The sequence below is a fragment of the Cryptocyanus atlanticus LEGE 06306 genome (genome assembly GCF_056633155.1).
This window is the reverse complement of sequence record NZ_JBSJOZ010000001.1, coordinates 325114-344040: the sequence shown is the minus strand read 5'-3', so window position 1 is coordinate 344040 and position 18927 is coordinate 325114. Positions and strand designations below refer to the sequence as shown.

Sequence of the window (18927 nt, the reverse complement as noted above, 5' to 3'; positions counted from 1 at the left end):
CCTGGGATAGGCACATGGCAGGGCTCCGCATCGACTTCGATTCTCGCCGATGCCCGGCAGCCCCTGAAACCGACAACTCCTTAGACGTTAAAGAGGAACTCCATCACGTCGCCTTCCTCCACCACGTACTCCTTGCCCTCGCTGCGCAGCCAGCCCCGATTCCGGGCCTCCGCCAGGGAGCCCGCCTCCAGCAGCTGGCTGCAGCCCACCGTCTGGGCGCGGATGAAGCCCCGCTCGAAATCGGTGTGGATCACCCCGGCGGCCTGGGGGGCGGTCATGCCGGCGGTGATCGTCCAGGCGCGGGTCTCCTTCTCACCAGTGGTGAAGTAGGTGCGCAGGCCCAGCAGGCGGTAGGTGGCGCGGATCAGGCTGCGCAGCCCCCCTTCGCTCACCCCCAGGCCCTCCAGGTAATCGGCCCGTTCGGCCTCGCCCAGCTCGATCAGTTCCGCCTCCACCTGGGCCGAGATGCGCACCGCACCGGCGCCTTCCCGGCGCGCCAGCTCCTCCACGGCCCGGCTGAGGGCATTGCCGCCGGCCAGGTCGTCTTCCGAGACGTTGGTGGCGTAGATGATCGGCTTGGCGGAGAGCAGCCCCAGGGGCTTCAGCATGGGCGCCTCCTCCTCCCCCAGGGCCACGTTGCGGGCGGCCCCCCCCTGCTCGAGTTCCGCCTGGATCCGGGCCAGGGCGGCATCCTCGGCCTGGGCCTCCTTGCTGGTGCGCGCCTGCTTCTTCAACCGCTCGCGGCGCTTCTCGATCTGGCCCAGATCCGCCAGGCCCAGCTCCAGGTTGATCACCTCGGCGTCCCGCACCGGATCCACCTCCCCGGACACGTGGATCACGTCGTCGTCTTCGAAGCAGCGCACCACGTGCACGATCGCGTCCACCTCGCGGATGGTGGCGAGGAACTTGTTGCCCAGGCCCTCCCCCTGGCTGGCCCCCTTCACCAGGCCGGCGATGTCGACGAACTCCACCCGGGTGGGGATGATCTCGCGGGAGCTGGACACATCCGAGAGCATCTTCAGGCGCGGGTCGGGCACCGCCACGACGCCCACATTCGGCTCGATCGTGCAGAAGGGGAAATTGGCTGCCTGGGCCTGGGCGTTGGCCACCAGGGCGTTGAACAGGGTCGACTTGCCCACGTTGGGCAGACCCACGATTCCGGCTTTGAGCATGGTCCGGAATCTAGTCGGGGGGCCCTGGGGCCCTTCCGGCGGCCACGTTTCCTCCCGCAACCAGGAAGACTGGAGCGAGATCCGAGGGCAGGGCCATGGCCTCCCGCATGCTCGACCTTCCATCCCGGACCCCGTCGGAACCGGTGACCCCACTGGTGGGAGACGCGCGTCCGTCCGCTCCGCGTCCGCCGCGTCCACCGTCCGGCCGCCGCATCCGCCTGCTGGCCGGGGCCCTGGCCCTGGTGGTGGCGGCCGGTGGGGCGCTGCTCTGGCAGCGGCAGCGCAGCGCCGGCAAAGCGAAGAATCTGGACACGTTCACGGTGCTGGCCCAGCGGGGCACCCTGCCGGGGGTGGTGACGGCCAGTGGTGAGCTGGAGGCGGCCCGCAGCGTCAACGTCAGTCCGAAGCGAAGCGGTGTGCTGGAGTCGCTCCAGGTCGACGAGGGCGACCGGGTGCGCCGCGGCCAGGCGATCGCCCGCATGGACGACGGCGATCTGCTCCAGCGGGAACTGGAGCTTGAGGCCCAGGTGCGCCAGGCCGAGGCCGAATACGTCCGGGCCCGCTCCGATTACGAGCGTCGCCGCAAGCTCTTCGAGCAGGGCGCCATCAGCCAGGACGACATCGTCTCCTTCCGCACCAGCTTCCTCACGGCCCAGTCATTCCTGGAGGCAGCCCGCAAGCGGGTCGGCCAGCGCAACGTGGAACGCGAGGAACTCACCATCCGCGCCCCCTTTGATGGGGTGATCACCCAGCGCTTTGCCGATCCCGGCGCCTTCGTGACTCCCACCACCTCCGCCTCCGCCAATGCGGGGGCCTCCAGTTCCTCGGTGGTGGAGCTTTCCCAGGGGCTGGAGGTGGTGGCGAACGTCCCCGAGAGCGACATCGCCCGCATCAGCAACGGCCAGCCCGCCAGCGTCAGGGTGGATGCCTTCCCGGACCGCCGCTTCGCCGCCACGGTGCGGCAGATTGCCCCGCGGGCGGTCAAGACCAACAACGTGACCTCCTTCGAGGTGAAGCTGACGCTGAACGATCCCAACAGCGTCCTGCGCATCGGCATGACCGCCGACATCGACTTCCAGACCGGTCGTCTGGCCACCCAGACCCTGGTGCCCACCGTGGCAGTGGTGACGGAGCAGGGCCGTCCCGGTGTGCTGCTCGTGGGCAAGGACAACCAGCCCAGCTTCCAGCCGGTGACGCTGGGCTCCAGCAGCGGCCGCGACACCCAGATCCTCGAGGGCCTTGAGGAGGGCACCCGGGTGTTCATCGACCTTCCGCCCTGGGCCCGCCGCCGGCAGGAGTGAACCGGCCTCAGACGTCCGGCTCCTTCGCCGCCTCCTTCGCCACCTCCGCCGCGCGTTCGGCGAGGAACTCCCGGCTGGCCGCCAGAATGCGACCGCTGGCCTGGCCATCACCGAAGGGATTGCGGGCCTGGGCCATGGCCGCGTAGGCAGCGGCATCGTCAAGCAGCAGACTGGCTTCCCGCACGATCGCCGCGCTGTCGGTGCCGATCAACCGGGCAGTGCCCGCCGACACGGCCTCCGGCCGTTCGGTGGTGCGGCGCAGCACCAGCACGGGCTTGCCCAGGGCCGGGGCCTCCTCCTGGAGGCCGCCGGAATCGGTGAGCAGCAGGGTGCAGCCGCGGATGGCTCCCACCAGCTGGTCGTAGTCCAGCGGCTCGGTCAGGACGGCGCGGGGGTGGGACCCCAGCAGCTCCTGCAGGGGCTCCCGCACGGTGGGGTTGCGATGGAGGGGCAGCAGCAGGGCCGTGTCGGGATGGCGCTCGAGCAGCTCCAGGAAGCCCCGGCCGATCGAGAGGAGGCGTTCACCCCAGTTCTCGCGGCGATGCACCGTGGCCAGAATGACGCGCTGGCGCGCCCAGTCGAGGCCGCCCATCCGGGGCAGGGGGGCGGTTGCGGCCATCAGCAGCAGGGCGTCGATCACCGTGTTACCCGTCACCAGCACGCGCCCCACCACCCCGGAGGCCCGCAGATTCGCCTCCGAGAGGGTGGTGGGCGCGAAATGCAGCTGGCCCAGCTGGGAGATCAGGCGGCGGTTGGCTTCCTCGGGGAAGGGATCAAGCAGGTTGTCGGTGCGCAGGCCCGCCTCCACGTGGCCCACCGGGATCTGCTCGTAGAAGGCCGCCAGGGCGGAGGCGAAGGCGGTGGTCGTGTCGCCCTGGACCAGCACCAGATCGGGCCGGTGTTCGCTGAATTCCCCACGGAGGCCCTGGAGGGCGGCGCAGGTCACATGGGTGAGGGTCTGGCGGGGGGCCATCAGGGCCAGATCCCGGTCGGCCACCAGATCGAACAGCCCCATCACCTGCGCCACCATCTCCCGGTGCTGGCCGGTGAGCACGACGCGGGTGCGGAAGCCGCTCGCGCTCTGGAAGGCCCGGATCACCGGGGCCAGCTTGATCGCTTCAGGCCGGGTGCCGAGCACGATGCTGACGAGCGGTGCGGTGCCGATCAAGGGCCCGGAGCAGTGGCCCGGATCCTAGGGAGCCCCGGGGCCCTCCCTCACGCCTTTCGGACCGTCCATCGCCGAGGCCGGAGGGAGGTGACAGGACCCTCGCTGCACGGGATCCTGAGCCGGTTCCACTGCCGCGGCACCGTGCACTCCGGGTCCCCACCGCCCCCGCCCCCCGGATTGCCCCCGCCTCCCGGCTCGACCATGGATCTGGGCGGAGCCAGCGGCCTGGGCGGGGCCCCGGCCTGGGCTTCGGCCTCTCCTGGCCAGGGTGAGGCCATCCCGGCCGAGGCCGGGGGACCGGGTGATCCGGTCCCGTCCGGTCCCGACCTGCCCCCGCCGGGGGAGGAGCCCGGCGGTCCCCCGGCGGCGGCGCCCGAGCCGGTGGAACCTGAGCCCGTCCTGGAGGAGCCCGTGCCCGCCGATCTGGAGGAGATTGTCCGGATCGCCACCGATCGCCACTTCTCCGACGTTCACCTGGGCGTGGGTGAACGCCCCCGCTTCCGCGCCAGGGGCTCGATCGTGAGCACCCACTGGCCGCTCACCGATCCAGATCAGTTCCGCCGCTGGCTGGGGGAGATCCTGCAGCCCGAGGAGCTGGATCGGTTCGCCCGCGAGCGCGAGTACGACGGCTCCTTTGCCTATCCCTTCGTGCGGGTGCGCATCAACTTGCTCGAAACCATGGAGGGCTCGGCCCTCGTGCTGCGCCTCATCCCCCTGAGCATTCCCAGCCTCGATGCTCTGGGGATGCCCGCCGTGCTCAAGCGGCTGGTGGAGGTCCCCAAGGGGCTCATCCTGATGACGGGGCCCACCGGCTCAGGCAAGACCACCACGCTGGCGGCGATGCTCGACTGGATCAACACCACGGCGGCGAAACACATCGTCACCATCGAGGATCCGGTGGAGTTTCTGCACGACAGCCGCCGCTCCCTGATCCGGCAGCGGGAAGTGGGGCGCCACACCCGGGATTTCCACACGGCATTGCGAGCTGCGCTTCGGGAGGATCCCGACGTGATCCACATCGGTGAGATCCGCGACCGTGACACCCTGGCCACAGCCCTGGAGGCGTCCCAGACCGGTCACCTCGTGCTGGGCACCCTGCACACCAACTCGGCTGTGAAGGCCGTGACCCGGGCCATGGGGATGTTCCCTCCCCAGGACAAGGAGCGGATCCGCAAGGATCTGGCCGAATCCCTGGTCGCCGTGATTTCCCAGGGCCTGATCAGAACCCTGGACGGGGGACGGGCGGCCTACCACGACCTGCTGATCAACAACGATGCCTGCCGGGACTATCTCGAGCGCGGCGAGCTCGATGAGGTCGAGGAGATCATGGCCCGCAGCGGTTTCGAGGGCATGATGACCAGCAACCAGTCCCTGGCGGCGCTCGTGGGGGAGGGACGGGTCAGGCCCGAGGAAGCCCTCCGGCACAGCCTCAGGCCGAATGAACTGGCCCAGACCCTGCGGGGCCGGGTGCCGTGAGCCGCCGTCCGTCGTTGGGGAGCGGGGCCGCGGTCAGGAGCGGGTGGCGAGCCGGATCAGCACAAGACTGGCCAGCCCCAGGGAGAGCCCCAGCATGGCGAGACGCCCGTTCCAGATCTCGGCCTGGGGGGTGAACCCACGCCGCCAGGCGTTGAGCTCATCCGGCTCTACCGGAGCGGGCTCAAGGCAGTTCTCGCCGATCTCTGCTGGGGCCATCGGGCCAACCCGATAGGGGAAGTTCCATCACCATACGAGAATCAAAAGCAGGAACGTGTCCCATAGAGCTGGCCGGCCTGCTCAAGCGGCAGCCGTGCCGCCACTCCCAGGTCGGCCGGACTGCGGGCTCCCCCGGCCAGCCGCTGGGCGGCGGCCACCCCGATCATGGCCGCGTTGTCGGTGCAGAAGGCGAGCGGCGCCACTCGCCAGTGCAGCCCCAGGGCTTCGCACTGCTCGGCCAGGCGCGCCCGCAGGCGGCGATTGGCAGCCACACCCCCGACCAGCACGAGGGTGCCGAGCCCCTGATCCCTGGCACAGCGGCAGCTGCGCTCCACCAGCACCTCCGCCACCACCTGCTCAAAACTGGCGGCGATGTCGGCCACCGGCAGCGGCTTGCCGGCGGCCGGAAAGCTCTGGGCCAGCCGCAGCACGGCGGTCTTGAGTCCGCTGAAGCTGAAGGCATAGGGCTCGAATCCACCCCCGGGCCGCGAGATCCGGCCCTTCGGCAGCAGGAACCGGTGCGGATCGCCCGTGGTGGCGGCCGCCTCGACGGCGGGTCCGCCCGGATAGCCCAGGCCCAGCAGCCGGGCCACCTTGTCGAAGGCCTCCCCGGCGGCATCGTCGTGGCTGTGGCCCAGCCGGCGGTAGGCGCCCTCCCCGTCCACCCGTACCAGTTCGGTGTGCCCGCCACTGACCAGCAGCACCAGATAGGGCCCCTCGGGGAGGGGATCGCCGAGCTGCACCGAGCAGAGGTGGCCTTCGAGGTGATGCACCCCCAGGAAGGGGCGATCGTGCAGGCGAGCCAGGGTGCGGCCGGTGATCGACCCCACCAGCAGGGCGCCCACCAGTCCAGGAGCCACTGTCGCGGCGATTCCGTCCAGGTCGCCGTAGGTCAGCCCGGCGCGGCCCATCACGGTGGTGATCAGCTGGGGCAGGGCCTCCACGTGCCGCCGGGAGGCGATTTCCGGGACCACGCCACCCCAGCGGGCGTGCTCCTCCATCTGGGATGCCACGGCGCTGGCGAGCACCTCGCGGCCCCGCACGACGGCGGCGGCGGACTCGTCACAACTTGTTTCGACGGCCAGAACCGTGGGCATGGGCTCCGGTGTTCTCTTCTACTGTCCGCACGAGACATCCTGCCCCCTGGCAGGCCTTTTCAGGACCCGGACACGATGCGCCGACTCTTCGCCGTTCTGCTTTCCGCCCTGCTGATCGTCGGCTTCGCCCCCGTGGCGTACGCCGATGTGGCGGGGTTGACCCCCTGTGCTGAGAGCCCCCGCTTCCAGCAGCGGGCGAGCCAAGCCACCACCGACCAGGCCAAGGCCCGGTTCTCGAGCTACAGCCAGGCCCTCTGTGGCACCGATGGACTGCCCCGTCTGATCGTCGATGGCCGCTTCAGCCATGCCGGTGATTTCCTGATCCCGGGCCTCCTCTTCCTCTACATCGCTGGCACGATCGGCTGGGCCGGCCGCGCATACCTGATGGCCATCCGCGGCAGCAAGGACGCCACCATGCGTGAAATCCAGATTGATCTGCCCCTGGCGTTCAAATCCACTCTGTCCGCCGCCGCCTGGCCCCTGGCAGCCTTCAAGGATTTCGCCGGCGGAACCATGGTGGAAGCCGACTCCAAAGTGACCGTTTCCCCCCGCTGATTCCTGAAACCATGAAGAAATTCCTCACCACCGCACCCGTCGTGGCCGCTGTCTGGTTCACCCTCACGGCCGGCATCACCATCGAGATTTTTCGCTTCTTCCCCGATCTGATCTTTCATCCCCTCTGACCCGCAGAGTCCAGGCCGGCTCCCTCAGGCCCGTTGGCCGAGGTGCACCGCCTGAACAGGACCCCGTCCGGGGTGCTTCACCACGGCACCGGGTCCTGGTCCCGGCACGATGGCGACCCTTCGGGGTCGCTTTGTCATGGGTGCCCCGATCAGCCGGGGCCGACCAGGCCGAGCAGCCCTTCGAGTTCCGCCAGGGCCACGGCCAGATCCCCGTTCACCACCACGGCGTCGAACTCTCCCTCCGCCTTCAGTTCCTCGGCGGCCCGGGCGAGCCGGCGCTGAATCGCCGCCTCCGTGTCGGTGCCCCGGCCGCGGATCCGCCGTTCCAGTTCCTCGAAGCTGGGGGGTTTGAGAAAGATCTGGAAGCCCTGCGGGCAACTGCGGCGCACCTGCCGCGCCCCCTCCAGTTCGATCTCCAGCAGCACGGGTCTCCCCCCGTTCAGGTGCTGTTCCACCGGTCCTCTGGGCGTGCCGTAGAGGTTTCCGGCGAATTCGGCCCACTCGAGCAGACCGCCCTCGCGCACGTCCCGCTCGAAGCCTTCCCGGCTCCGGAAGAAATACTGCTCCCCCTCCAGCTCACCGGGACGGGGCGTCCGGGTGGTGGCGGACACCGACAGCCAGAGCCGGGGGTGCCGACGCAGCAGTTTCCGCACCAGGGTGCCCTTGCCGACGCCACTGGGCCCGCTGATCACGCTGAGCCGCACGGGCCCGGCTGCCGAAGCCATGGGAAGAGGTGAGCGTTGGCCAGCAGAGTAGAAGCCGCGTCCACTGAGGGCCGCCCACCCAGCCCGATGGATTCCCCGCCGCCCCAGGCCCTCCCGGCCCTCCAGGCCATGGACGTCACCACCCTGCGGGGGGTGCTGGCCGAGTTGCGGCCCCAGCTGGTGCCCAGCCGGTTCGAGAAGGCCCAGCAGCCCTCCCCCCACACTCTGCAACTCGCACTGCGCGGGCTGGACGGCCTCCATTGGCTGGAGATCAGCTGGCTGGCCCGGGCGCCCAGGCTGCTGGGGATCGCTCCGCCCCCCCGGCAGGGGGACGGCAGCACCCTGGCCCTGCAGTTCCAGCACGGGCTCCAGGGGCTGGCCCTGGTGGCGATCGAGCGGAGCGGCTGGGAGCGGGTGGTGGAGCTCCGCTTCGCCGCCCGGCCCGGCGACCCGGTCAGCCGCTGGCTGATGGTGGAGCTGATGGGGCGCCACAGCAATCTGTTTCTGCTCGAGGGTGGCGGGCGGATCGTGGCCCTGGCCCGCCAGGTGCGGCCGGGGCAGTCGCGGCTGCGCCCGATCGGCAGCGGCGACACCTACAGCCCCCCACCCCCCCTGGGCGGCCACCCACCCCAGCGCCAGGAGGCGTGGGCGCCCTGGCGGCGCCGGCTGGAGCTGGTTCCGGTGAGCCTGCGCCAGGCGCTTCAGGAGTGCTATCAGGGCATCAGTCCGGCCCTGGCCCTGCAGCTGGCCGGAGACCGGCCCGAGCGTTCCCGGCTCCTGCTCGAGCAACCGGTCACCGCGATCAGCGAAGGCGACTGGCTGGAACTCTGGGTTCACTGGCAGCGCTGGCTCTCTGACCTCGAGAGCGAGCGGTTCGGCTTCGCCCCCGGTGGCGCCACAGCCTTCCGTTGCTGGGGCGTGGAGCCGCCGGGCCCGCTCTGCGCCGCCCTGGAGGCCTATTACGCCGAGCATCTGGGCCAGGAGGAGCTGCGGCAGCGTCGCCGGCAGCTGGAGCAGCGGCTCCTGGAGGCCCGGGAGCGCCAGCGCCGCCAGTGCGCCCGGCAGCAGGCCCTGCTCGACCAGGTGGAGAACAGTGACGCCCTGCAGCGCCAGGCGGATGCCCTGCTCTGCCTGGCCTCCCCCAGCCGTGGCCAGGTCGCTGAAGCGCAGGCGCTCTACAAGCGGGCCCGCCGCCTGCGCCGTTCGGTGGCGGCGATCGCGCCCCGTCTGGAGCTGCAGCGCCACCAACTCGAGGCGATCGAGGCCAGCCTGGCCTTCCTGGCCCTGCAGCAGGACGGACCGGGCCCGGAAGGGCTTGAGCAGCTCGAATCGGAGGCGGAGGAGCTGTTCGGCCGCTCCGCTCCCGGCGGGGGGGGTGGGGGCCGCCAGGCCCGCCGGCGCCGCCCCCCGGCTCAGCCGCCGGCCCGTCCCATGCCCCTGGAACTGCGCACCCCGGGCGGGCTGAGGGTGCAGGTGGGACGCAACCACCGGCAGAACGAATGGATCAGCCTGCGCCAGGCCCGCCGCGGCGATCTCTGGTTCCACGCCCAGGAATGTCCGGGCTCCCATGTGATGCTCAAGGCCTCGGAGGCGGCGGCCAGCGAGGAGGACCTGCAGGCGGCGGCGGATCTGGCGGCGCATTTCAGCCGCGCCCGCGCCAATGGGCGGGTGGCGGTGATGATGGTGCCGAGCGAGCAGCTGCAGCGGATCGCCGGAGCCGGCCCCGGCACCGTGAGCCATCGGGGCGGTGAGGTGGTCTGGGCCCGGCCCCAGCGGGCCAGCCGGCTCCTCCCCGAGGGCCCCGCCCGGCCTAGCCTCCCCGTGGAGCCAGGGCCATGAGCGACCCCATCGAGTCCCCAGCCGCGGCCCCACCGCCGCCGATCCGGATCCCCCTGCCCCCCCCGGCCGAGGAGTTCCCCGGCGAAGTGGAGATGAGCCTGGTGGAGCACCTCGAAGAACTGCGCCGGCGCGTGCTGCGCAGTCTGCTGGTGGTGTTGGTGTCGGCAGGCGTCTGCCTGGCCGTGGTCCGCCCCCTGGTGCGGCTGCTGCAGGTTCCGGCGGTGGGGATGCGCTTTCTGCAGCTGGCACCGGGGGAGTTTCTGTTCGTCTCGCTGAAGGTGGCGGGCTATGCCGGCCTGACCCTGGCCCTGCCCTACGTGCTCTACGAGTTGCTGGCGTTTGTGCTGCCGGGCCTCACCCGCCGCGAGCGCCGCCTGGTGGCCCCGGCGGTGGGCGCTTCGGCCGTGCTGTTCATGGCGGGGCTGGCCTTTGCCTGGTGGGCCCTGGTGCCGGCGGCGCTGCGTTTTCTGGTCAGCTATGGCGCCGATGTGGTGGAGCCGATCTGGTCGATCGAGCGCTACCTCGACTTCGTGCTGCTGTTGATGGTGGCCACCGGTCTGGCCTTCCAGCTGCCGGTGCTGCAGTTGCTGCTCGGTGCCTTCGGCCTCATCGACTCACGCGCCATGCTGGCCGCCTGGCGCTGGGTGGTGCTGGTGGCGGCACTGGCTGGAGCGGTGCTGACCCCCTCCACTGATCCGGTCACGATGCTCCTGCTCACCGGGGCGATCACCGCCCTCTTCCTGGTGGGTGTGGCGCTGGTGGCCCTGGCGGAGCGCCTGCGGCCCCGACCGGCCTGAGGCGGTAGCTGACCCTCGCCCGGACCCGGCCAGCCCGGTTCAGAGCAGGAACTCACTGGTGCGGCCCCCCTTGGAGGGCTCCAGGGCCAGGCTCATCGCCTTGCCGAGGCGCGGCTTCTCGCGGGTGGTGCGCAACCACTGGCGCACCTGCTCCTCCACCCCCAGCTCATTGAGCACCTCGAGCAGCTCCCGCAGCCGCGCCTCGTAGGCGCTGGCGTCAAGCGGAAACGACTGCTGCTCCAGGTAGGCCCACATCACCTGGAGGTAGAGCCGGCCGCGGCGCTGCACGATCTGCAGGTCATAGGAGGCCTGCCAGCGGGAGCGCAGCAGCTCCAGCACTTCCTCGAACCGGAGAGGCTGCGGCATGGGGGACACGGCGGGATCGGGGAGCGGCTCCGGGGCGCCTCACGACAGCATGTTGCGCCGCCGGATGAGACCCCTGTCGTGGCCAAGCGTGGCGGGAAGGGCAACGGTCATAATGTCGCCACGTCGCTTCGGCACCAAGGAACGCCTCGTATGACCCAGATCCCTGTGAGCGATGTGCCCGGAATGGGTCGTCGGCAGTTCATGAATCTGCTCACCTTCGGCTCGGTCACCGGCGTGGCCCTCGGTGCCCTCTATCCGGTCGTCAACTACTTCATCCCGCCCCGGCCGGCCGGGGGTGGCGGCGGCACCACCGCCAGGGACGAACTGGGCAACACTGTCACCGCCAGCGGCTGGCTCAGCACCCACAAGGAAGGTGACCGCAGCCTGGTCCAGGGGCTGAAGGGCGATCCCACCTATCTGCTGGTGGAAGGCTCCGAGGCGATCGGCAGCTACGGCATCAATGCCATCTGCACCCACCTGGGCTGCGTCGTGCCCTGGAACAGCGGCTCCAACAAGTTCATCTGCCCCTGCCACGGCAGCCAGTACGACGCCACCGGCAAGGTGGTGCGCGGCCCCGCACCCCTGTCCCTGGCCCTGGCGAACGTCACGGTCGAGAACGACACCGTGTTCCTCAGCCAGTGGAGCGATACCGATTTCCGCACCGGCGACAAGCCGTGGTGGGCCTGATCCGTCCGCCCAGTCCTCCCCCCGTCGCCCGCTCGCCCATCCCCCATGCGCCGCTCCTTCTCCCTGCTGCTGAGCTCCCTGCTCGTGTCCGCTGCCCTGCTGCTGGCTCCCCAGGCCAGCTGGGCCTATCCGTTCTGGGCCCAGCAGAACTACGAAAGCCCACGCGAAGCCACCGGCAAGCTTGTCTGCGCCAACTGCCACCTGGCCAAGATGGCCACCCGCATCGAGGTGCCGCAGGCGGTGATGCCCGACACGGTGTTCAAGGCGGTTGTGAAGATCCCTTACGACACCGATCTCCAGCAGGTGGGGGCTGACGGCAGCCGCACAGGCCTCAACGTGGGGGCGGTGGTGATGCTCCCCGACGGCTTCACCCTGGCCCCCCAGGACCGCCTCAGCGAGGAACTCAAGGAGGAAACCGCAGGGATCTACTACACCACCTACAGCGAAACCGATCCCGGCATCCTGCTGGTGGGCCCCCTGCCCGGGGATCAGCACCAGGAGATCGTCTTCCCGATCCTCTCCCCCGATCCCGCCACCGACAGCGCCATCCACTTCGGCAAGTCCTCCATCCACGTGGGCGGAAACCGGGGCCGGGGCCAGGTCTATCCCACTGGTGAGAAGAGCAACAACGGCGCGTTCAACGCCTCCGTCGCCGGCACCGTCACAGCGGTGACCCCTGCCGACGGGGGTGGCTCGGTGGTGGAGATCCGCACCGCTGACGGGGGGAGCGTCAGCGATCCCATCCCGGCGGGCCCCACGGTCACCGTCGCCGTCGGCGACATCCTTGAGGCCGGCGCCCTCCTCACCGATGACCCCAACGTGGGGGGCTTCGGTCAGCTGGACACCGAGATCGTGCTGCAGAATCCCGTGAGGATCTACGGCATGCTGGCGTTCTTCGCCGCCGTGGCCCTGGCCCAGATTCTCCTGGTGCTCAAGAAGAAACAGGTCGAGAAGGTGCAGGCCGCCGAAGGCATCTGATCGCTGCCAGCTCTGCCCTTCGCGCACATCGTTCCGTTGGCGCCTTCCTTGTCCGCTGCCCTCCTGGCCCTGTTCACCTCCCCGGGGCCGGTGGTGACCAGCCTGCTGGGGCTCACCCTGCGCTGGTATGGCCTGCTGATCGCCGCGGCGGTCCTGGTCGGTCTGCTGCTGGCCATGAGACTGGGCCGCCAGCGGGGCATCGATCCGGGAGTCATCGCCGATCTGCTGCCCCAGCTGGTGCTCTGGGCGATCGTGGGGGCCCGGCTCTATTACGTGCTGCTGGAGTGGCGGCAGTTCCGGCTGAACTGGATTGAGGTGCTGGCCATCTGGCATGGCGGCATCGCCATCCATGGCGCCCTGCTCGGGGGCACCCTTTGCCTGATTCTCTTCTGCAGGCGGCGGAAGCTTCCGTTCTGGACCCTGCTCGACGTGCTGGTGCCCTCGGTGGTGCTGGGCCAGGCGATCGGCCGCTGGGGCAACTTCTTCAATTCAGAAGCCTTCGGGCTGCCCACCGACCTGCCCTGGAAGCTCTACATCCCGGTGTTCAACCGGCCCGATCCCTTCATCGACCAGCAGTTCTTCCATCCCACTTTTCTCTACGAGTCGCTCTGGAATCTCGGGGTGTTCGCCCTGCTGCTCGTGCTGTTTCGGCTGGGGCTGAAGGGACGCATCAAGCTGCCGGCCGGGGCCCTCAGCTGCGTCTATCTGATCGGCTACAGCCTGGGCCGGTTCTGGATCGAAGGCCTGCGGATCGATCCCCTCTGCCTGTTCTCGACCCCACCCTTCTGTGAGGGGGGGCTGCGGATGGCCCAGCTGATGAGTCTGCTGCTGATCGGCTTCGGCGCCTTCGGCCTCTGGGTTCTCTATGGCCGTGGTCAGCCCTTGCCGGGCCCCTCCGGTCTGCCCGCCTCCCCTGGAAGTTCTCCCCCGTGACCCCTGTTCTGATCGTGGGAGCGGGCCCCGGTGCGCCCGATCTGATGACCGTGCGGGCCCTGCGCGCCATTGAGGCCGCCGAGGTGCTCGTCTGGACCGACTCGCTGGTGTCTCCCCAGATCGCCGCGCTGGCGCCGGCGGACTGCGAGCGCATCCGCACCAGCACCCTCACGCTCGAGCAGGTGATGGAGGTGCTGATCGATCGATCCCGCGCCGGCCGCCGGGTCGTGCGCCTGCATGATGGGGACCCCTGTCTGTTCGGGGCCTTGGCTGAGCAGGTCGGCCGGCTGGTCGCGGCCGACCTGGCGGTGGAGGTGGTGCCGGGCCTCAGCGCCTACCAGGCCACCGCGGCCGCCCTCACGGCCGAACTCACCATTCCGGGCCTGGTGCAGACCATCGTGCTCAGCCGTGCCGCCGGCCGCACCGGGGTTCCCGAGCGGGAAGCCCTCAGCCGGCTGGCGGCCCTGCGCGCCTCCCTCTGCCTCTACCTCAGCGCCCGTCACGTGGAGGAGACCCAGCAGGTGCTGCTGGAGCACTACCCCGCCGAGACCCCTGTGGCGATCGGCTATCGCGTCAGCTGGCCCGACCAGTGGCTCACGGTGGTGCCCCTCGAGCGGATGGCGGCCGTCAGCCGCGAGCGGGGTCTGATTCGCACCACGCTGTACGTGGTGAGTCCGGCCCTGGCGGCTCCGGCCCAGGCCCGCTCCCGGCTCTACTGGTCAGGCCACGATCATCTGTTCCGTCCGGCCACCGCCCCTTCGCCGTAGAGCTCCCGCTCGAAGCGGGCCCGATCGAAGCCGCAGCCCAGCCGGGCCACGATCTCGCCCAGGTCGGTGGCCGCGTTGCCCAGGCAGCAGGTGCCCCCGGGGGATGGGGTGACGTTGAAGACCAGCCCAGGGGCGGGCTGGATGCGGGCCTCCCCCAGCATCAGCCTGCGCTGCGGCTTGTCGATGAGCTGGGGCCGCACGCCGCCGTAGCCCTCGGCGACACGCAGGTCCTCCAGCTTCAGCCCTGGCACGATCTTGCGCGCGTCGCGCAGGAACAGGCGCCGCCGCAGCCAGGGCACCTCAAACAGCAGGTTGCGCAGGATGTAGGCGCGCAGGTCAGCCACCCGCAGCAGCTGCCAGAAGACCGCCAGCACGGCCCCGTCCAGACGCAGCACCTGCAGGAATTCCCAGAACGAAGCCGGGCGGTAGCGCTCCAGCAGCGGCAGCGGCAGGGCCGTGGGACCGAAGCGGGTCTTGCCCGCTTCCCGCACATCCGGGTCACCATGCACGGCGGCGAAGGGCAGCTTGTCGTTCTGGACGGTGTAGACCTTGCCGCGCAGGAGGTCGGGGGTGAAGTAGAAGCTGCCCGCCACCGGCAGGCAGGAGTACTGCAGCCCGTGGCCCATCCGTTGGGCCATCAGCAGGCTGTGGGCGCCGGCGCACACCACCACATGGTGGGCGCGGACCTGGTGTCCGGACGCCCCGGGGCCCCGAGTGCTGGGCTGGAGGTCCACCCGGAAGGTGTCCCCCTCCGGTGTGATGCGGGTCACTGTGGTGCCCAGCAGGAGATCCAGCTGGCGATCACTCCCCAGGATCGCTGCCCGGGCCTGGTCCAGAAAGGCCTCCGAGAGCGCTTCGTAGTCGACGGCGGTCTCGGTGCGCCGGATGCCGATCGCCACCAGCTCCTCCGGCCTGGGAACTCCGTCCACCAGGGCCACCGCGGGCTCCCAGGCGGCGATCTGCTCCTTCTCCAGCAGCTCCATGGCGGGAAAGTGCGGGGAGAACTCCGCGAAGCGCCGGCGCAGGATGGTGACCTCGTGCTCGCCCACCCCCAGCACCATCTTCGGAGTCCGGAAGACACATCGGGCGCGGGTGTCGGCGTCCAGCAGGTCAGCGAAGCGGACGATCATCTCTGCCGTGCGCTTCACCTTGAGGGCTTTCTCCAACGAGTAGTTGGTTTCGATGTCACCGCAGTGGATCGTCTGGCTGTTGTTGCTCGCCCGGGAGTTGACCTGGGCGAGCCGGTCATAACGTTCCACCAGGGCAAGGCGGGGCAGGTCGGTGTAGCGAGCCAGCTCGAACAGCAGGGCCGTGCCGCAGACCCCTCCGCCCACGATCAGCACGTCCACTTCGGCCAGATCTGGCCCCGTGGAGGGCCCTGGGGGATGGCCGGCGGCGGAGATCACGGCGGCAGGTCGCGACGAGTTCGCTCATTGTTCCTCCTCGCCGTCCGCCCTCAGCCGGCCAGCAGCAGCACCACCGCTGCACCCGCGAGCATCAGCAGGGTGCCGGGAAGTCGCAGCAGTCCGCGCGGTTCTCCCAGCCAGAGCACCCCGGCCAGCCCGCTGAACAGCGTGCTCAGGCGCTTGATCGCGATCACGTGAACGACGGCGGTCTGCTGCAGGGCCTCCATCTGGCACACCATCCCCACGGCGCCAGCGGCGCCGGCGACCAGCAGCAGGCCCGCCAGGAACCAGCGGGGCCGGCTCGGCGCCATCCAACCGGTGTTCAGCACTGCAGGGGTGAGCAGGGGCACCGCCACGGTCAGGTTGAACAGCCCCACCCAGGTCAGGCTGCCGGCGGCCCCCACGCCCAGTTTGTCCACGGTGGCCCCCAGACCCCAGAGCAACGCCACCAGGAGCATCGGCCGGGCCCCCGGACTGGTCAGCAACCCCGCCCCCGGCCTGGCCCCTCGGCCCAGCAGCAGCGCTCCCAGCACCAGCAGGGCCACCCCGGCCGCCGCCGCCGGCGAGGGGCGCTCCCCCAGCACCAGCCAGCCGCTGATCAGCAGCACGAGCGGGGAGAGATTGATCAGGGGCAGCACCAGACTGAGCTCTCCGCCGCCCAGGGCGCGCCCATAGGCCCAGAAGGCGAGGGCGTTGATCACCCCCCCGGCCGCCAGGGCCGGCAGCAGCATCCCCAGTTCCGGGGCGGTTGGATGGAGGGCCAGCAGGGGCAGGGTGAGCAGCGCCGACACCAGGCAGCTCAGCCCCATGGTCTGGGCGGAGGGCCAGCCGCTGCGGCGGAGCAGCAACCGGGTGGTCAGATCGCGACCACTCTCGAGAACGGCGGTGGCCAGGGCCAGCAGGGGCCAGAGGATCGCGTCCGTCAGGAGACGGCGGGCGCAGGGCCGTGATTTAAGATCCACCCGTGCGGGCGATTAGCACAGCGGTAGCGCACTTCCTTCACACGGAAGGGGTCACTGGTTCGAATCCAGTATCGCCCATGGTCCTGACTGGCCCGGGCTCCCGGAGGGGGCCTGGGAGCCCCCTCCGGGAGCCCGTTCAGGCCAGCACCGGGCTGCGTTCCAGGCTGGCGTGGAGCATGTCCATCACCTCCAGCACCTGGCCGGTGATGGAGGAGGGGATCTCCAGCCGCTGGGCCAGATCGTCGAGGATCTCCCGTTCCTCCAGCACCAGTTCGCCATCGGAGCGCATGATCTCGGCGGCCACGGCGAAGGCCGTGCGGCGCTGGTGGGGATCCAGCTGCTGGGCCGCCTTGGCCATCATCGCGGGAGCCCCCTCGCTGCGGAGCTCGGCCAGCAGCCGATCGAACAGATGCACCATCGCCCCCTCCTCCATGGTGTTGTAAGGGGCCCGGTAGTCGAGGGAGTGGCGCAGGGCCCGGGAGCCGGCCCGGCTCAGCACGCCGTCCCAGGAGACGGCCGCGAGGGCGACGGCGACGAAGGCGGTGGGGGAATCCATGGAGCAGGAGTGAACAGGGCTGAGTTCCCTTCTGGCCAGGATCCGTCGACCATGTCGTCGTGTTCGTTACCGCTGGGCGGATTCGACCCGCAGCCGCACACCGGTGGCCTCGGCCAGGGGCTCGGCGCAGGCCTGGAGGCTCCAGCGCTCCAGGCTCAGGTCCAGGTCGGTCGCCGGCTCCAGGCCGATGCTCAGATCGGTGGGTGTGCACTGGATGCGAAGCCCGGCGACCGCAGGGGTGGGGCGCCGGTCGAGGGAGGCGGCCAGCCGCAGCAGCAGCGCCATGCTGTTGACGGTGCGGCGCTGGCCGCGGCCGGGCACCAGAATCCAGGCCTCGTGCCGTTTCTTCGGCAGGCTGCGGCGGTGGTAGCGGGCGATGGCGGCCACCATCAGCTGTTCGGATTCGGAGTAGCCGAGCAGGTCGCCGTGGCGGATCAGATACCAGCTGTGCTTGTGGTAGGCACTGATGTTGATGTGCTGACCGCAGGAGTGCAGCATCGCCGCCGCCCAGAGCAGCTGGCGTCCCTCGCCGCTGTCGTGGTGGAGAACGCCGCGGCAGCGGTCGTAGAGGCTCAGGGCATGCTCGGCCACCCGATCCGCCCGGCCCAGATCCACGCCGTAGCGCTGGGCCAGGTGCCGGACGGTGCGCTGGCGGATGCTGCTCTGGAAGGTGAAGCGGTCCACGATCAGGTCGTGGCGCAGCATCCAGTCGACGATCAACCCTTCCCGCAGGGCCTGCTCACTGATCACCAGCTCACGGGCCTGCAGCATCCCCATCGCCTGCTGCAGCACCAGGGCCCCGGGCACGATGATCTCCGCCCGGCGTTCGTTGATGGCGGGCAGGGCCTTGCGCTGCTCCAGATTCAGTCCCACCAGCTGGTCCACCAGTCGATCGATCCGCTCCCGGCTCACCCGGTAGCCCTGCAGCCGCTGGGGCGGCCGCTCCTCCTCGGCCGCGGCCAGGGCGGCCATGCAGATCGCCGTGCCGCTGGTCCCCACCATCATCGGCTCGGAACCGGCGGGAAGGTGCCGCCGCACCCGCTCCACCGCGGGCTCCAGGGAGCCCTGGATGAAGGCCCGCAGGAAGCTCAGGCGCTCGGGCGGCAGAGGATCCTGACGCACGAAATCCCGTTGCAGCCGCACGGCACCCAGCCGGGTGCTGGTCAGCTCGATGGCATCACGCCCATCGGCGAGCACCAGTTCGGTGGAGCCGCCGCCGATGTCCAGGATCAGATGGGGGGTGTCCCCGAAGGCCATGCCCGAGAGCACGCCCAGATAGATCAGGCGCGCCTCCTCCGGTCCGCTGACCAGATCAACCTCCAGGGCCAGTTGCTCCTGAATCGCCTGCACGAACTGACGGCCGTTGGGCGCTTCCCGCACCGCACTGGTGGCGGCGGTGAGGATCTGCTCGACGCCGTGGCTTTCGGCCAGCTCCCGGTACTGACGCAGGGCCAGGAAGGCCCGTTCGATCGCCACGGGGGTGAGGTCACCGCTGTCGGGGTCCCGCTCCCCCAGCCGGGTGGTGGACTTCTCCGCCAGCACCACCCGGAAGCTGCGCAGCTCGGGATCCACCGAGGCGATCAGCAGATGGATCGAATTCGTGCCGATGTCGATGGCCGCCACATGGCGCAGGCCCATGGCGGGAGTGCCCCCGGAGGGGGACCTGGGTTCCTGGGCGGGCACCGCCGCCGCCGGCTTGAGGGTGCTGTCGGAGGAGACCATCGGGTGTCCGGCTGGGGACAGACGGCGTCACTTTGCCATTGCCCCCTCCGGCACGGGCCTTCGGCCGGGAGGGGGGGTGAAGCCGGCTCCCGCGCGC

The 18927-nt window shown here is 70.2% G+C and carries 20 protein-coding genes and 1 tRNA gene; 11 read left to right on the top strand and 10 right to left on the bottom strand.

All coding sequences use genetic code 11. The annotated features are described in order from the left end of the window. Positions 1 to 80: 80 nt before the first annotated feature. The gene (gene ychF / locus ACWJI7_RS01800) at positions 81 to 1172 is read right to left on the bottom strand and encodes a redox-regulated ATPase YchF (RefSeq protein ID WP_479934789.1); all 1092 of its coding nucleotides are present in this window, start codon (positions 1170 to 1172) and stop codon (positions 81 to 83) included. Positions 1173 to 1267: 95 nt separating this feature from the next. Here ychF and ACWJI7_RS01795 point away from each other — a divergent pair, with 95 nt between their 5' ends. Continuing rightward, positions 1268 to 2473, top strand: a complete 1206-nt coding sequence (locus ACWJI7_RS01795; RefSeq protein ID WP_479934787.1) for an efflux RND transporter periplasmic adaptor subunit — start codon at positions 1268 to 1270, stop codon at positions 2471 to 2473. Between the two features lie 7 nt (positions 2474 to 2480). On the opposite strand, the gene wecB is transcribed toward ACWJI7_RS01795, so the two are convergent. Then, on the bottom strand, positions 2481 to 3641 hold the full coding sequence (wecB, locus tag ACWJI7_RS01790) for a non-hydrolyzing UDP-N-acetylglucosamine 2-epimerase (RefSeq protein ID WP_479934785.1): 1161 nt from the start codon (positions 3639 to 3641) through the stop codon (positions 2481 to 2483). Positions 3642 to 3728: 87 nt separating this feature from the next. On the opposite strand from wecB, the gene ACWJI7_RS01785 reads away from it, so the two are divergent. Beyond that, positions 3729 to 5117 carry a type IV pilus twitching motility protein PilT gene (locus tag ACWJI7_RS01785; RefSeq protein ID WP_479934784.1) on the top strand — a complete coding sequence of 463 codons (1389 nt, stop codon included), beginning with the start codon at positions 3729 to 3731 and terminating at the stop codon, positions 5115 to 5117. Positions 5118 to 5150: 33 nt separating this feature from the next. On the opposite strand, the gene ACWJI7_RS01780 is transcribed toward ACWJI7_RS01785, so the two are convergent. Together ACWJI7_RS01780 and tsaD are read right to left on the bottom strand one after the other, a co-directional pair. Then, entirely contained in the window at positions 5151 to 5333 is a 183-nt protein-coding gene (locus tag ACWJI7_RS01780; protein WP_479934782.1) for a high light inducible protein, read from the bottom strand. 41 nt (positions 5334 to 5374) lie between these two features. After that, positions 5375 to 6430, bottom strand: a complete 1056-nt coding sequence (gene tsaD / locus ACWJI7_RS01775) for a tRNA (adenosine(37)-N6)-threonylcarbamoyltransferase complex transferase subunit TsaD (protein ID WP_479934781.1) — start codon at positions 6428 to 6430, stop codon at positions 5375 to 5377. Positions 6431 to 6505: 75 nt separating this feature from the next. On the opposite strand from tsaD, the gene ACWJI7_RS01770 reads away from it, so the two are divergent. Together ACWJI7_RS01770 and psaJ are read left to right on the top strand one after the other, a co-directional pair. Then, complete coding sequence (locus ACWJI7_RS01770; RefSeq protein WP_479934780.1) at positions 6506 to 6985, top strand: Photosystem I reaction center subunit III; 480 nt, start codon at positions 6506 to 6508, stop codon at positions 6983 to 6985. Positions 6986 to 6996: 11 nt separating this feature from the next. Further along, positions 6997 to 7113 (top strand): photosystem I reaction center subunit IX, encoded by a 117-nt coding sequence (gene psaJ, locus ACWJI7_RS01765; RefSeq protein WP_255102190.1) that lies wholly within the window; start codon positions 6997 to 6999, stop codon positions 7111 to 7113. 149 nt (positions 7114 to 7262) lie between these two features. Here psaJ and gmk read toward each other — a convergent pair whose 3' ends face one another. Beyond that, positions 7263 to 7838 (bottom strand): guanylate kinase, encoded by a 576-nt coding sequence (gene gmk / locus ACWJI7_RS01760; RefSeq protein WP_479934777.1) that lies wholly within the window; start codon positions 7836 to 7838, stop codon positions 7263 to 7265. A gap of 66 nt (positions 7839 to 7904) precedes the next feature. Here gmk and ACWJI7_RS01755 point away from each other — a divergent pair, with 66 nt between their 5' ends. Further along, positions 7905 to 9656 (top strand): Rqc2 family fibronectin-binding protein, encoded by a 1752-nt coding sequence (locus ACWJI7_RS01755; RefSeq protein WP_479934776.1) that lies wholly within the window; start codon positions 7905 to 7907, stop codon positions 9654 to 9656. Beyond that, on the top strand, positions 9653 to 10453 hold the full coding sequence (tatC, locus tag ACWJI7_RS01750; RefSeq protein WP_479934775.1) for a twin-arginine translocase subunit TatC: 801 nt from the start codon (positions 9653 to 9655) through the stop codon (positions 10451 to 10453). The genes ACWJI7_RS01755 and tatC overlap by 4 nt, the downstream gene beginning before the upstream one ends. 39 nt (positions 10454 to 10492) lie before the next feature. On the opposite strand, the gene ACWJI7_RS01745 is transcribed toward tatC, so the two are convergent. Continuing rightward, positions 10493 to 10819, bottom strand: a complete 327-nt coding sequence (locus ACWJI7_RS01745) for a DUF3067 family protein (RefSeq protein WP_479934773.1) — start codon at positions 10817 to 10819, stop codon at positions 10493 to 10495. Positions 10820 to 10969: 150 nt separating this feature from the next. Between ACWJI7_RS01745 and petC the strand changes: the two genes are divergently transcribed. The 4 genes from petC to cobM are packed head-to-tail and all read left to right on the top strand — an operon-like array spanning position 10970 to position 14184. Then, positions 10970 to 11506, top strand: coding sequence for a cytochrome b6-f complex iron-sulfur subunit (gene petC / locus ACWJI7_RS01740; RefSeq protein ID WP_479934772.1), 537 nt, complete (start codon positions 10970 to 10972; stop codon positions 11504 to 11506). A gap of 45 nt (positions 11507 to 11551) precedes the next feature. Next, entirely contained in the window at positions 11552 to 12484 is a 933-nt protein-coding gene (gene petA / locus ACWJI7_RS01735; RefSeq protein ID WP_479934771.1) for a cytochrome f, read from the top strand. A gap of 48 nt (positions 12485 to 12532) precedes the next feature. Then, a complete protein-coding gene (lgt, locus tag ACWJI7_RS01730) occupies positions 12533 to 13417 on the top strand; it encodes a prolipoprotein diacylglyceryl transferase (RefSeq protein ID WP_479934769.1) in 885 nt (294 codons plus the stop codon). Next, positions 13414 to 14184 (top strand): precorrin-4 C(11)-methyltransferase, encoded by a 771-nt coding sequence (gene cobM / locus ACWJI7_RS01725; RefSeq protein ID WP_479934767.1) that lies wholly within the window; start codon positions 13414 to 13416, stop codon positions 14182 to 14184. The genes lgt and cobM overlap by 4 nt, the downstream gene beginning before the upstream one ends. Here cobM and ACWJI7_RS01720 read toward each other — a convergent pair. Continuing rightward, complete coding sequence (locus tag ACWJI7_RS01720; RefSeq protein ID WP_479934765.1) at positions 14148 to 15590, bottom strand: FAD-dependent oxidoreductase; 1443 nt, start codon at positions 15588 to 15590, stop codon at positions 14148 to 14150. The genes cobM and ACWJI7_RS01720 overlap by 37 nt on opposite strands. Before the next feature lie 50 nt (positions 15591 to 15640). Beyond that, positions 15641 to 16552, bottom strand: coding sequence for a DMT family transporter (locus tag ACWJI7_RS01715; RefSeq protein ID WP_479934764.1), 912 nt, complete (start codon positions 16550 to 16552; stop codon positions 15641 to 15643). A gap of 6 nt (positions 16553 to 16558) precedes the next feature. Here ACWJI7_RS01715 and ACWJI7_RS01710 point away from each other — a divergent pair. After that, positions 16559 to 16630 (top strand) — tRNA-Val (locus ACWJI7_RS01710). A 58-nt stretch (positions 16631 to 16688) separates the two neighbouring features. Here the strand turns inward: ACWJI7_RS01710 and ACWJI7_RS01705 are convergent. Further along, positions 16689 to 17108, bottom strand: a complete 420-nt coding sequence (locus ACWJI7_RS01705) for a tellurite resistance TerB family protein (protein WP_479934762.1) — start codon at positions 17106 to 17108, stop codon at positions 16689 to 16691. 66 nt (positions 17109 to 17174) lie between these two features. Continuing rightward, positions 17175 to 18746 carry a Ppx/GppA phosphatase family protein gene (locus tag ACWJI7_RS01700; RefSeq protein WP_479935130.1) on the bottom strand — a complete coding sequence of 524 codons (1572 nt, stop codon included), beginning with the start codon at positions 18744 to 18746 and terminating at the stop codon, positions 17175 to 17177. Positions 18747 to 18927: the final 181 nt, after the last annotated feature.